The sequence below is a fragment of the Vibrio sp. PSi01 genome, assembly GCF_054960695.1.
Window position 1 is genome coordinate 1 of sequence record NZ_JBHNYN010000022.1, and the last position, 12,434, is coordinate 12,434.

At 42.7% G+C, this 12,434-nt stretch carries 12 protein-coding genes and 1 riboswitch; of the genes, 3 read left to right on the forward strand and 9 right to left on the reverse strand.

Annotation, left to right across the window (positions count from 1 at the left end; translation table 11 throughout):
• The first annotated feature begins 491 nt into the window (after positions 1–491).
• A complete protein-coding gene (locus tag ACFI6G_RS19935) occupies positions 492–944 on the forward strand; it encodes an RNA recognition motif domain-containing protein (RefSeq protein ID WP_010438674.1) in 453 nt (150 codons plus the stop codon).
• Here ACFI6G_RS19935 and murI read toward each other — a convergent pair.
• From murI to ACFI6G_RS19950, 3 genes are read right to left on the reverse strand one after another with little or no spacing between them, the layout of a single operon-like run.
• Positions 907–1,713, reverse strand: coding sequence for a glutamate racemase (murI, locus tag ACFI6G_RS19940; RefSeq protein ID WP_016768449.1), 807 nt, complete (start codon positions 1,711–1,713; stop codon positions 907–909). The two genes, ACFI6G_RS19935 and murI, sit on opposite strands and share 38 nt — an antisense overlap.
• A gap of 60 nt (positions 1,714–1,773) precedes the next feature.
• Positions 1,774–2,439: a Dph6-related ATP pyrophosphatase gene (locus tag ACFI6G_RS19945; protein WP_016793352.1), complete on the reverse strand. Its 666-nt coding sequence runs from the start codon at positions 2,437–2,439 to the stop codon at positions 1,774–1,776.
• A gap of 48 nt (positions 2,440–2,487) precedes the next feature.
• Positions 2,488–4,308: a TonB-dependent receptor domain-containing protein gene (locus ACFI6G_RS19950; RefSeq protein ID WP_010438683.1), complete on the reverse strand. Its 1,821-nt coding sequence runs from the start codon at positions 4,306–4,308 to the stop codon at positions 2,488–2,490.
• 40 nt (positions 4,309–4,348) lie between these two features.
• Positions 4,349–4,552: riboswitch (cobalamin riboswitch) on the reverse strand.
• A gap of 154 nt (positions 4,553–4,706) precedes the next feature.
• Here ACFI6G_RS19950 and trmA point away from each other — a divergent pair.
• The gene (gene trmA / locus ACFI6G_RS19955; protein ID WP_016783992.1) at positions 4,707–5,816 is read left to right on the forward strand and encodes a tRNA (uridine(54)-C5)-methyltransferase TrmA; all 1,110 of its coding nucleotides are present in this window, start codon (positions 4,707–4,709) and stop codon (positions 5,814–5,816) included.
• 80 nt (positions 5,817–5,896) lie between these two features.
• Here trmA and ACFI6G_RS19960 read toward each other — a convergent pair whose 3' ends face one another.
• Positions 5,897–6,268 carry a YijD family membrane protein gene (locus ACFI6G_RS19960; RefSeq protein ID WP_004736696.1) on the reverse strand — a complete coding sequence of 124 codons (372 nt, stop codon included), beginning with the start codon at positions 6,266–6,268 and terminating at the stop codon, positions 5,897–5,899.
• Positions 6,268–6,909: an HTH-type transcriptional repressor FabR gene (gene fabR / locus ACFI6G_RS19965; RefSeq protein WP_010438693.1), complete on the reverse strand. Its 642-nt coding sequence runs from the start codon at positions 6,907–6,909 to the stop codon at positions 6,268–6,270. The genes ACFI6G_RS19960 and fabR overlap by 1 nt, the downstream gene beginning before the upstream one ends.
• A gap of 327 nt (positions 6,910–7,236) precedes the next feature.
• Between fabR and sthA the strand changes: the two genes are divergently transcribed.
• Positions 7,237–8,637 carry a Si-specific NAD(P)(+) transhydrogenase gene (sthA, locus tag ACFI6G_RS19970; RefSeq protein ID WP_010438694.1) on the forward strand — a complete coding sequence of 467 codons (1,401 nt, stop codon included), beginning with the start codon at positions 7,237–7,239 and terminating at the stop codon, positions 8,635–8,637.
• 189 nt (positions 8,638–8,826) lie between these two features.
• Here the strand turns inward: sthA and dinF are convergent, their stop codons facing one another.
• From dinF to ACFI6G_RS19990, 4 genes are all read right to left on the reverse strand, one after another.
• Positions 8,827–10,182 (reverse strand): MATE family efflux transporter DinF, encoded by a 1,356-nt coding sequence (gene dinF / locus ACFI6G_RS19975; RefSeq protein WP_016768445.1) that lies wholly within the window; start codon positions 10,180–10,182, stop codon positions 8,827–8,829.
• Positions 10,183–10,299: 117 nt separating this feature from the next.
• Positions 10,300–11,178 (reverse strand): class I SAM-dependent methyltransferase, encoded by an 879-nt coding sequence (locus ACFI6G_RS19980; RefSeq protein WP_016768444.1) that lies wholly within the window; start codon positions 11,176–11,178, stop codon positions 10,300–10,302.
• Between the two features lie 98 nt (positions 11,179–11,276).
• On the reverse strand, positions 11,277–11,897 hold the full coding sequence (lexA, locus tag ACFI6G_RS19985; protein WP_022570862.1) for a transcriptional repressor LexA: 621 nt from the start codon (positions 11,895–11,897) through the stop codon (positions 11,277–11,279).
• Between the two features lie 94 nt (positions 11,898–11,991).
• The gene (locus tag ACFI6G_RS19990; protein ID WP_010438699.1) at positions 11,992–12,354 is read right to left on the reverse strand and encodes a diacylglycerol kinase; all 363 of its coding nucleotides are present in this window, start codon (positions 12,352–12,354) and stop codon (positions 11,992–11,994) included.
• Positions 12,355–12,434: the final 80 nt, after the last annotated feature.

The window sequence follows — 12,434 nt, forward strand, 5'->3', positions numbered from 1 at the left end:
ATTGGTCACTCAGTTCATTGAAATCAAGTTTGTTACCGAAGTAACTGTTTTATCCAAAAGAATAAAACGTTTTGATATTCATCAACGAGTGCCCACACAGATTGATAGGTTTAAATTGTTAAAGAGCGCTAGCGTTTTGTGATTCACATCTCAGTCGCTAGGGGTGCGTACTATACCTGCACCACTTTGAGAGTCAAGGGTTATTTTCAAACTCTTTTCCTCTACCGATTTCGCTGTGTGACTCTCGTCTCACTCCGTGTCGGTGAGGCGGCATTATAGAGAGATTGATATGGAGCACAAGGACTTTTTCAAATAAAAATTTCGTTCGTCTAAAAAGCCACCAGATTCGCATTTTTCGAATAAAAACTAAACATTTGAGACGTATCACAGCAATACATTGGAAATATGGAAGCCATGAACGTAAGATTCATGTGTCTATTTTGTTAATAGTAGATGCGTCTATTTCGTTTATTAATATGTAGTATTCCGATATGAACTCAAAAAAATCGATGTTGTTAATTGTCGCACTGGCTGTATTAGGCGGCATTGTTTTCTCTCAGGTAGATATATCGCCTGCAATTACCTTTATCCTTGGTGTCTTGGCTTCCGCTTTTGTTGTTAACTTTTCAAGCACCGACTCAAAATCTGATTCTGAACCTAAGGCTTCAACAAAAACACTTTATGTGGGTAACCTTCCATACAAAGCGAATGAATCACATGTACGTGAATTATTCTCAGAGCATGGTGAAGTATTTGCAGTACGTTTAATGAAAGACAAACGTACTGGTAAAAGAAGAGGCTTTGGATTTGTTGTTATGGCAAGTGATGATGTGAATCATGCAATCTCTGCACTTAACGATAAAGATTACATGCAACGAACTTTAAAAGTACGAGTTGCAAATGATCCTAAACATCCTGAAACGGACGAATCTGAACTGAGCTAAACCCTAACTGCTTTAACATACTATTTAGTGCACTTTCTTTTTTAGGAGGTGCACTACAAAAAACTTCACGCAATCCTCTCTCTTTATCACCACTATCCAAATCCAACAAATCTTGAACTCGCTTCGCAATCGCTTTACCGGAATCAACCAATAAAACACTCTTACCCAAGACTTGTTGAATCTCAGATTTTATCAGCGGGAAATGTGTGCACCCTAATACGGCCACATCAACCATGTTGATCATCGGTTGAAGAATCTGCTGCAACTCTTCAATACAAATTTCCTCGCCTCTGAGTTTATCTTCGGCCATATCCACCAGCCGAGTAGAACCTAAAAGTTCGACTCTTTTATTACTCGAGAAATTGTTGATGAGCTCGTGTGTGTACTCTCGCGTAATCGTTGCAGGAGTAGCAATGAGACCCAACGCTTTATTGGCAAGTAGGGATGCTGGCTTGATTGCCGGAACAACGCCAACAATTGGGATTAGATTATTAGCGCGAAGTGTAGGCAAGACTATCGTACTGGCCGTATTACAAGCTATCACTACAATATCAATAGCGTGACTCACCACAAAGCTAGCGACGATACTTTGGACTCGCTGGATAAGAACTTGCTGATCGAGCTCGCCATATGGGTAAGCCTCGTTATCGAATACATAGATATAATTGTGATTTGGTAGTAACTGACTTATCTCTTTATATACAGACAGGCCACCAACTCCAGAATCAAAGATCAATATGTTTTTTTGTATGCTTTCCGCCACAACCATTACCTATAATAAGTTCCGCAGCAATGATACCCCTTCACTTAGTTTTCGCCAATCATCACTCTACATAATGCAAGCTCGGTAGCGTTGATGAACAAAGCGCTCACCTTGATCTACATTTTCTAGATCTATCTTGAGCTTACCTTTAAAGCATGGCGCTGACGTCACTAAGGTGTGGAACTCACCATCTTCGCCACATGGATCGACATGACTCGGTAAGCTACCTATGAGCTCAAGTGTGTACTCCTTCCCGCAATAGCTCATATCTAATGCATCGCTATCGACCGTGACGAGAAAGGTTTCGATGCCTCTGCCTATTATTTCAGTCGCTAATGCCTGACTGCTCTCTCCCATTAGAGGGAACACGCACTCCCAACCAGCTGGTTCTATATAGCTCTTTCGATAATCTGCAATGCCATTACAAAACATGTCTCCAAACGCGACCGCATCAATTGATAAGCCAGAACCTTTAAGTGCGGAAACAATAGTACTTTGATAAATCTCATTACTAGGAAACACTTCTGGAAGCTCAATCGTGATTAATGGCAAACCGACTAATTGCGCCTGCATGGCAACAACATCAATCGGAGTCACTTGGAAAGGAACCTCATCTCCAACATATGTCGTATAGAGAGCAACAACTTCATATTCGGAGCTTTCAAGTAGACGCTCTAGCGTTAATGTCGAGTCTTTACCTGACGACCAGCTTATGACGACTTTCTTTTTCATTGATATACCCAATAAGAAAAAACCGCCCGGAGGCGGTTTAGGTGTAAATTAGAATTGGTAAGCTAGATTCGCAAAATACCTGCGCTCAGGTGCGTTATATCCTAGCGTTGTCTGGTATTTTTCATTAGTTAGATTATCAACTCGGCCACGAACAACCAACTCAGGGGAAATCCAATACCCCACAGAAACATCCCACAAGCTCACTGATGGCAAGATATTATCTGGGTCGGTGGTTTCTTTTGGGTTACCCGCTCTATCACCTGTATATGTATAAGTAAGATTTACATCGAAATCTTCATATGAAGCATCCATCAACCACTTGTAGTTTTCATCAGCACGCTTCGCTAACTTGTTGCCAGCTGAGTCTTTATGATCTTTAAATTCAGCAACAACCGTATGATGGATGAACCACGTGTCGAAATTACCTGTAATTTCTAACCCTTTCAGTTTTGCATCTACGTTTTGAGGGTACCAAAATGGGCTACCTTCATACCAAATAATCAAGTTATCGACTTCATTATCATATGCTGTTATGTCCAGTTTGAATAAATCGAATTCACCGGTGTATCCAATTTCGCGATTTTCAGCTTCTTCAGGCTTCAGGTCTGAGTTTGTTGTCAGATCAGAATAGCTCGGAGCTTTAAATGATGTACCCGCGGCAGCTCTTAACGAGTGCTTCTCCGTTAGGTAATAACGAGTACCTAAAGACCAAGTCGTATGATTGTCGTATGTATCGTGTTTATCGTTACGCACACTACCTACGATTTGCACATCACCAAACCTAAGTTCAGAAGAAGCGTAAACACCCGTCGTGTCTCGTGACTCGCCAGCTAGAGCATCAGGAAACCCATATGACAAAGCATCATCATCAAGCTTTTCTCTACGCCAATCTGCGCCAGCACCAACAGAAACGTTCTCGTTGATGTAATATTGATTTAAGAACTGTAAGTTCGTTAGGTCTATTTTCTTTTTAGTACCAGCATTATCTTTGCCCTGAGTTTGTGAATAGTCTAGGTTCTCGATCGCTTGTTGATTAGCCCTAAGAGTCGAGCTTAAGTTATCACCTTTATAATCAAGAGCAGCTGTAACACTCAGATTCTCAGAATAGCCATAGTTCTTACCACTAGAGTCGTACTCAGTTAAACTATCGAACCAACGAACTGAAGCACTGCCTGAAAAGGCCTCATTAATAGGTTGAGAATACGATGCAAAGAGATTTTGGCTTTCATAGCCATAATTAAGTCCAGTAGCAGGATCTTTGATATCGTAACCTTCAGTCTCATCAAAACCACCAGCGAGCTTTAATGTTCCGCCATTAGACAAATTACGGGTCGTTGAAAAGTTAGCTTCCTTTTGAGCGTCGCTACCAGCTCCAACAGAAATCCTTGTCGATTCACTTGAACTACCAGAGGCTGTAATAATATTAATTACACCCGCTACAGCATCAGAACCATAAAGAGCACCGCCAGAACCACGAATCACTTCAACTCTCTCAATAATGCCTACTGGGATGTGGTTAAAATTAATACCGCCAGCAGCAGAGTCAATACGAACACCATCAACTAGAAATAATACTTGATCACTATTGTAGCCGCGCATAAAAACAGATGCGCTGTGTCCACGTCCGCCATTTTGAGAAACTTCAACGCCAGGTACTCGTTTCAAAACATCCACTAGAGATTTAGCTTGGGTTTCTTCTATTTCTTGTTTTGATACAACAGTCGTTGATGCAATAACATCACTGAGAGGTTGCTCAAAACGGTTAGCTGTAACGACCATGGTTTCGTCGGCAGTGGCTTCTTGGGCATGTAAATTGGAGATAGGTGAAAGCAGCGATGCTACAGCAACCGCTAAAAGGGATTTGTTCATGTTGTGATCCTAAATCGCGTAAAGTCCTACCAAACCACATTGTGTGGCTTAGCCGCTGGCAGGTATTCGGACTCAAGAGCACAACCTTATGGTTACCTAATATTCGACTTCCCACAAAAAGCTATTTGCAGTGTCTTATGAATATTCGTTCTCTTTTACCGCTGCGCGTCAGTTCTGGATTCACACCAGATTCCCTCTTCAGCCATCTATACATCCAAATGGCACCAGCTTGTCGGAGATAGTATTAACCTATGAATCATTTGTCTAGTCTAAGATAGTTATAAGCTATAGTTTTCAAGGTCGATTTACATTGAATAGCTCTCAACACTGGACAAGCGCCTGTGATTGAATAAAATCTGCGCTCTTGATTTAAAAGCACGACAGCAAAAGGCATAACAATGGCGAATTTAGATGTAAACCCGCAACGCTACCAAGAACAGCTCGCAGAAAAGACTGAACGTCTTACTGAAATGTTCTCACAATACAATGTGCCTGAGCTGGAAGTGTATGAATCTCCAGAACAACACTACCGCATGCGTGCTGAATTCCGCGTGTGGCATGAAGGTGACGATATGTATTACGTCATGTTCAATCAAGAGACCAAAGAAAAATACCGCGTAGACCAGTTTCCTGCGGCTAGTCGTCTTATCAACGATCTAATGCCTCTATTAACGGATGCAATGAAGAGCAACCACTCTCTACGCCACAAGCTATTCCAAGTAGACTTCCTTTCTACGTTAAGCGGTGAGATTTTGGTGTCACTGCTTTACCACCGTCAATTAGGTGAACAGTGGATTCAAGATGCTAAAGCGCTTAAGCAGCAATTAAATGATGAAGGCTTTAACCTAAACCTGATTGGCCGTGCGCGTAAGATGAAAATCGTACTGGATCGCGACTACGTCATTGAAAAGCTAGATGTGAATGGTGATAGCTATATATACCAGCAAGTAGAGAACAGCTTTACTCAACCAAACGGCAAAGTAGCAGAGAAAATGTTGGAATGGGCTGTCGACTGTACTCAAGACAGCAAAGGTGACTTGCTTGAGCTTTACTGTGGTAACGGTAACTTCTCATTAGCTCTGGCACAAAACTTTGAGCGTGTACTTGCAACAGAGCTAGCGAAGCCATCTGTAGAATCTGCTCAATACAACATTGCGGCGAACAAGATTGATAATGTTCAGATCATTCGTATGTCTGCGGAAGATTTTACCGTAGCAATGGAAGGTAAGCGTGAATTCCGCCGCCTACAGCAAGCAAACATCGATCTAAAGAGCTACAACTGCAACACTATCTTTGTTGATCCACCGCGTTCAGGTATGGACGTTGATACTTGTAAGATGGTGCAAGGCTACGAGCGCATCATGTACATCTCTTGTAACCCTGAAACACTGAAAGAGAACCTAGAGATCTTAAGCGAAACCCACGATATCACTCGTTTTGCTCTGTTCGACCAGTTCCCTTACACGCACCACATGGAAGCAGGTGTGTTCTTAGAACGTAAAGCATAAAACACGCTTTCTCGACCTAAGACAAACAGCAGATACAAAAAAACGAGCCAATCGGCTCGTTTTTTTATTTATAGGTTGGCTTAAGCTGTCTTGCCGATAAAGCCTAACTTCTTACCTACCCAAGCTAAAAGCAGCATCGCGACAATAATCGCAAAGAAGTTTGAACCTGCATCAGGGTGCTGTGCTTTCACAAAAGCCGAGTGGCCAAATGCACCTACAAAGAAACAAGCCAAACCCACTAACGGAATATCTTCAGATACTGGATTAGTTAGGTATTCTTGGTAAAGCGCTTGTACAGCCAAAACTAAAGCAATCAACGGGAAAATAGAGAAGCCCACTTCGCTCATTGTTACCCAAGATAACAGTGCATCACCACACACACCTGCAACAACAGCAAGTACGAGTGTCTTTCTTTCAGAACCACGGTTTACAGTATTATTTTCATTCGACATTATTCAATCCCGCCTTTTAATCGGTTACGTTCACGTTCTTTACGATACCAAAAAGCCCCTTTGGCCATCATTCGTAATTGCATGATCAAGCGTTCAGCCAATTCATCTCGCTGACGTCGATCTAAATCTAATGCTTCTGCCCCTGAGTTGAAAACCAATATGACCGAGGCTTCTGCTTGAGTAAAAGCTTCATCTCTTGTCATGCCTGTCGTTATCAGGTATTCGGTTAATTCAGCAGAGAAGTGTTGTATCTCACGAGCTACCGCTGCACGAAACTCAAATGAAGTTCCTGAGCGCTCGCGTAATAACAGTCTGAATACGTTTGGGCTGCTTTCAATGAATTCCATAAAGGTTTCAACCGATGTGCGAATCACACTGCCTTCTTTTACTATACGCTGACGAGCTTGACGCATTAATTGGCGTAATAATAAACCACCTTCATCAACCATGGTTAAGCCGAGCTCATCCATATCTTTAAAGTGACGATAAAAGGAAGTCGGTGCTATTCCAGCCTCACGAGCGACTTCTCTCAAGCTTAGGTTGGAAAAACTACGATCGGCGCTGAGTTGGCTAAATGCTGCATCAATTAAGCTACGACGAGTTTTTTCTTTTTGCTGTGCGCGAATGCCCATTGGTTTCATACTTTATCAATTTCTTCTTTTACAGCCTAAACAGGCATGTCTGATTCTCTGGTTAATATAACGCGAATCACTTCTTTATATAAGGCACTCTGGTTATATAAGACACTAAACACACCTCTTTGTTCACGTATCGAAGTAAATACGTTCGAAGAAAAAATTTCAATATCCACACTGTCATTTGGAGACATACGACATACCAAATATTCTTTTTTCGATGACTCGGCGTGATCTCACCGACTCTCTGATACCCTTTTCATGTACCCAAGAACAGAATCAGTTAAAATCTCGCTAAAGCAATGTTAATCAAATATAACAAGGAAGATAGCTATGCCACACTCCAACCACTTTGATGTAATCGTAATTGGTAGTGGCCCCGGAGGAGAAGGGGCAGCGATGGGATTAACCAAAGCCGGGTTGAACGTTGCAATCATTGAGAAAGAAAGCAGCGTTGGTGGTGGTTGTACTCACTGGGGAACCATTCCGTCAAAAGCACTGCGTCACGCTGTTAGTCGTATTATCGAATTCAACAGCAATCCGCTGTTTTGTCAGAACAACAAAAGCATTCACTCAACGTTCTCTAACATCTTGGGGCATGCTAAATCAGTCATCGACAAACAGACTCGCTTGCGCCAAGGATTCTACGACCGCAACCAGTGTACGCTAGTGTTTGGTACTGCACGTTTTATCGATACTAACACTGTCTCGGTAATGCAAAGCGATGGTACTGAAGAACATTACAGTGCGGACAAATTTGTTATCGCGACAGGTTCTCGTCCTTATCAACCAGATAATGTCGATTTTCTGCATGAACGTATTTACGACAGCGACTCGATTCTTTCTCTTAAACACGACCCGCAACATATCATCATCTATGGTGCTGGCGTTATTGGCTGTGAATACGCGTCGATTTTCCGTGGTTTGGGCGTAAAAACCGATCTCATCAATACTCGAGACCGCTTACTGTCATTCTTAGACAATGAAACCTCAGATGCGCTTTCTTACCACTTCTGGAACAGTGGCGTAGTCATTCGTAACGATGAAACCTTTGAGAAAATTGAAGGCACTGATGACGGTGTAATCATTCACCTAGAGTCAGGTAAGAAAATGCGTGCTGATTGCCTACTGTATGCCAATGGCCGAACAGGTAACACAGACAGACTAAACCTTGGTGCTGTTGGGCTAGAATCGGACTCTCGTGGGCAAGTCTCAGTAAATACCAATTACCAAACCAATGTTGATCATGTTTATGCTGTCGGGGATGTGATTGGCTACCCTAGCCTAGCAAGCGCTGCTTATGACCAAGGTCGATTTGTGGCTCAAGCAATAGTGAAAGGTGAAGCTGAACGCCACCTTATCGAAGACATTCCAACAGGTATCTACACCATCCCGGAGATCAGCTCTGTTGGTAAAACTGAGCAAGAGCTTACCGCAGCTAAAGTACCGTATGAAGTGGGACGTTCTTCCTTCAAGCACCTAGCTCGTGCTCAAATTGCGGGTAAAGACATTGGTAGCTTGAAGATTCTGTTCCATCGCGAAACCAAAGAGATTTTAGGTATCCACGTGTTTGGTGAGCGTGCCGCTGAAATCATCCATATCGGACAAGCGATTATGGAGCAGAAAGGTGAAGCGAATACCATCGAGTACTTTGTAAATACAACCTTTAACTACCCAACGATGGCAGAAGCTTATCGTGTTGCAGCACTCAACGGGCTTAACCGTTTATTCTAGACAAAGAACCAATAGGAGTATTTGACCATCCATAGGCCAAATACAAAAACAGCAAGCAGCGCGCTTGCTGTTTTTATTTAAGATATTGAACATTAAAGCATTAATAGTAATTAGATCATGATGTTCTAAATACACCTTTTCCTGTACAGCCTCTATTTGTTGCTCCCTGAACTGAGCTATCTAAGTAAGCTAAGCGAGAAACTCACCCTTTTTCCACTGAGAAACAAACAACACACCAAGACCAATTCCGCGCATTGCCATAAAGCTCAGCATCGCTAGCCACAGTGCATGGTTTTCTAAGCCTGATGCTAAGTAGAAAATCGCGAAAAAACTGCAAGTCGCAACAAACATACTATTGCGCATATCCTTGCCTTTAGTGGCCCCAACGAAAATACCATCCAACAAGAAGCACCACATAGATACCAATGGCATCGCAATCAGCCATGGCAGATACACCTCGGCTTGGCTCTTCACGTCTGGGATTGTGGTGATCATATTGATTAAGCTAGAGCCAGCGATTACGAACGCTATGGTCAGTACTAAACAAGTATTGAAGCTCCAGAAGAAAGTACCAATCAATGACTGGTTTAGTTCATCTTTGTCTTTCGCGCCAATCGCCTTACCGACCATAGCTTCCATTGCATAGGCAAAGCCATCCATCCCATAAGAGATGATCATCAAGAAACTCATCAACACGGCATTGGCCGCAACAACATCATCGCCAAAGCTTGCACCTTGGAAAGTCATGAAAGTGAAAGTCGCTTGTAGACACAATGAACGAAGAAAGATATCGCGATTCAGTTTCACGAAACGACTCAAACCTTGGCTAGTTTTCTTAAGCAGATCCCATGGCGATGGTAACTGTTTCTTCGCCCAGATTCGGTAAACACAAATCAGGCCAAATGTTAGACCAGCATAATCCGCCATTACAGATGCCAATGCAGCACCTTCCACTTGCCACCCTAAACCGATAACAAAAACGATATCCAAAATGATATTGGTGATGTTGGTGATAATCACCATCCACATTGGCGCTTTGGCATTTTGAGTTCCGAGTAACCAACCTAAAATTACAAAGTTAGTTAGCGCAGCAGGTGCACTCCAAGCGCGGATTGAGAAATATTGCTGACCATAGTGCTTAACTTGATCACTGGCGCTACTCAATGAGAAAACTAAATCGGCGACTAGACTGTGTAAAAGCAAAAAGACACCAGCAAACCCTAAGGCCATAGTCACGCCTTGCACAAAGACTAAGCCAAGTTGCTTGCCATCATTCGCACCATAGGATTGTGCGGCTAGCCCTGTTGTCGACATACGCAGGAAGCCAAGCAACCAAAAGGTCACACTGATCATAGTGCCGCCTAATGCCACACCACCTAAATACCAAGAATGCTCTAGATGACCAATAACCGCCGCATCGACTAAGCCCAGCAGTGGAACCGTAATATTAGAGAGAACCATCGGGATCGCGAGCAACAACACTTTTTTGTGCATCGCCTGATTGGATAGCGTTTGAAAAATAATTTGGGGATTAAATAGCTTCACGATCACCTCTTAGTTTAGAGGCGATAGTTTAACCTAGTGGGTGGGCTTTCACTATGTTGTGTACTTTGTGTATTGGTTAGCTTTTACCAAACTATGTGTTGATAGAAGAAGCTAACGCTACCATTTAACGAGTACTAATTGAGGAGTTAAACGCTTTTTAAACTGAGAAATCTTACACAACAATCGCTGCCACAACTTCCAACGATTACATTGCTGCTCTAATGGTGAAAATGACTTAACCCATTGCGCCCATGGCAACCAATTGAGAACACTGTCTATTGGTGAAGACAACCCGTGAGCATACTTTCCAGAACCGAGCTTTTGCCCAAGAGCACTCGAGCTTTTGTCTCCAGCTAACACTAAACACGCGTGTGCATGAGTAAAGTAACGACTCAATGACTGAATAAAGTGCGCCGTCAGCTGTTCATTACAATCAAGCAGAGCATGTTCACACACCACCATCACAGAAGCTTGCTCTGGAATGTTAAGTTCATCTAACCAAGTTAAGTCGTCAACAGAGCCACACTCTAAACGATAGCGTTCATTTTTGTGGAACAGGCGTTGTCGCCAAAGCAGATTCTCGGTTACATCCAGCTCAACCCAATGACAGCGGCCATTATCTAAACGGTAGAAACGGGTATCGAGCCCTGCTCCCACGTTAATAATCCAAGCATCTGGGTTATGAGATAAAAACTGTTGAACTTGAGAATCACAAAGTTGAGTCAGTGTCGCGTAAAGGAGTTGTTGTTGGTCGAGTTCACCAGTAAGACATTCTGGTGCTAATTGGCAGCGTTTGCAGGCTTGAGCTGCGATAGGGTCATAGACTAGGCCGTCATCGGCAAGGCTTTCGCGGCTGCGAAACCAAAGATGTTGAACGAGATTCGTCGGAACTTGGAATTCTTGATGTGCAGACCCTTGATTAGAAGAAGCCTTTTGAACAGAGGAGCGCGGCTTACGAATAAGCGGCTTCATTTGAGGTTTGGTTGGATTTGGCATCATCATCTTCCTTGTATCTAGACAAAGAAGATGATAATGAATATCAATTACAATAACAAGTTATTGAGAATAAATATCAATAAGCTTTTTTGCAATGACTACATCCAGTCGGTGTTACGAATAATACCAACAGCCAGCCCTTCAATAGACAAATGTTGAGATTCTAGATCGACGTGAATTGGAGAAAACTCTTCATTTTCAGCATGTAACAGAACCGTTGAACCTTTGCGTTCTAGGCGTTTTACCGTTACATCATCATCAACACGAGCTACAACAACCTGACCGTCGCGTACGTCTTGTGTTTTATGAACAGCCAGTAGATCACCATCCATAATACCGATGTTTTTCATACTTTCGCCATTTACACGAAGTAAGAAGTCAGCCTGAGGTTTAAACATACCTGGGTCTACTTGGTAATGCATTTCTACATGTTCTTGAGCCAGAATAGGCTCACCAGCGGCAACCTGACCGATTAATGGTAAACCTTGTTCCTCATTTGCTGCATCTTCAAGCAAAATACGAATACCACGAGACGCACCCGGGATAATCTCTATCGCTTCTTTACGAGCAAGAGCTTTTAAATGTTCTTCTGCAGCATTAGCAGAGCGGAAGCCTAGTTCTCGTGCAATTTCTGCACGTGTCGGTGGCATACCGAAATCGTCAATCTTACTTTTGATAAGATCAAAAACTTGTTGTTGGCGCGGCGTTAACGGCTTCATGATTCACCTGTCTTTTTATACAGTTGACTGTGAGTATATCCAGTAACTGAACAAAAGCAAAGCAATTGGTTGTTTTTAGTTCATTTTTCAAGAATCACAAAAATAGGATCTCTAGCCACACGTAACCCGCAAGTATTAGACAGATGAGAACAGCCGCCGAGCCGACATCTTTCGCCATCCCAGAAAGCTCATGATGCTCACTACCGATTCGATCAACAACTGCTTCAATCGCGGTATTGATTAACTCGACAACCATCACTAACACAACAGCTGAGATCATCAAGATTCGCTCAACTTGGCTTACGTCCAAATAGAATGCCAACGGAATCAGTATTGCTGCCATGAACACTTCTTGCCGAAATGCAGCCTCGCTTTTAAACGAACTTGTGAGGCCTTGCCATGAAAAGCCTGCTGCTTTTATGATGCGTTTGAATCCGGTGTTTGATTTTTTGGTCATTTTTAACTCTATACTCAATCAGTCGATGAATGATTTTCCACAAACTTAACGGCAATATGACTATTTCCATTAAAAGGTTA

Coding starts and splice junctions, on each gene's coding strand:
- ACFI6G_RS19935 (WP_010438674.1), top strand. CDS start 492: ATGAACTCAAAAAAATCGATGTTGTTAATTGTCGCACTGGCTGTATTA.
- murI (WP_016768449.1), bottom strand. CDS start 1,713: ATGGTTGTGGCGGAAAGCATACAAAAAAACATATTGATCTTTGATTCT.
- ACFI6G_RS19945 (WP_016793352.1), bottom strand. CDS start 2,439: ATGAAAAAGAAAGTCGTCATAAGCTGGTCGTCAGGTAAAGACTCGACA.
- ACFI6G_RS19950 (WP_010438683.1), bottom strand. CDS start 4,308: ATGAACAAATCCCTTTTAGCGGTTGCTGTAGCATCGCTGCTTTCACCT.
- trmA (WP_016783992.1), top strand. CDS start 4,707: ATGGCGAATTTAGATGTAAACCCGCAACGCTACCAAGAACAGCTCGCA.
- ACFI6G_RS19960 (WP_004736696.1), bottom strand. CDS start 6,268: ATGTCGAATGAAAATAATACTGTAAACCGTGGTTCTGAAAGAAAGACA.
- fabR (WP_010438693.1), bottom strand. CDS start 6,909: ATGAAACCAATGGGCATTCGCGCACAGCAAAAAGAAAAAACTCGTCGT.
- sthA (WP_010438694.1), top strand. CDS start 7,237: ATGCCACACTCCAACCACTTTGATGTAATCGTAATTGGTAGTGGCCCC.
- ACFI6G_RS19980 (WP_016768444.1), bottom strand. CDS start 11,178: ATGCCAAATCCAACCAAACCTCAAATGAAGCCGCTTATTCGTAAGCCG.
- lexA (WP_022570862.1), bottom strand. CDS start 11,897: ATGAAGCCGTTAACGCCGCGCCAACAACAAGTTTTTGATCTTATCAAA.
- ACFI6G_RS19990 (WP_010438699.1), bottom strand. CDS start 12,354: ATGACCAAAAAATCAAACACCGGATTCAAACGCATCATAAAAGCAGCA.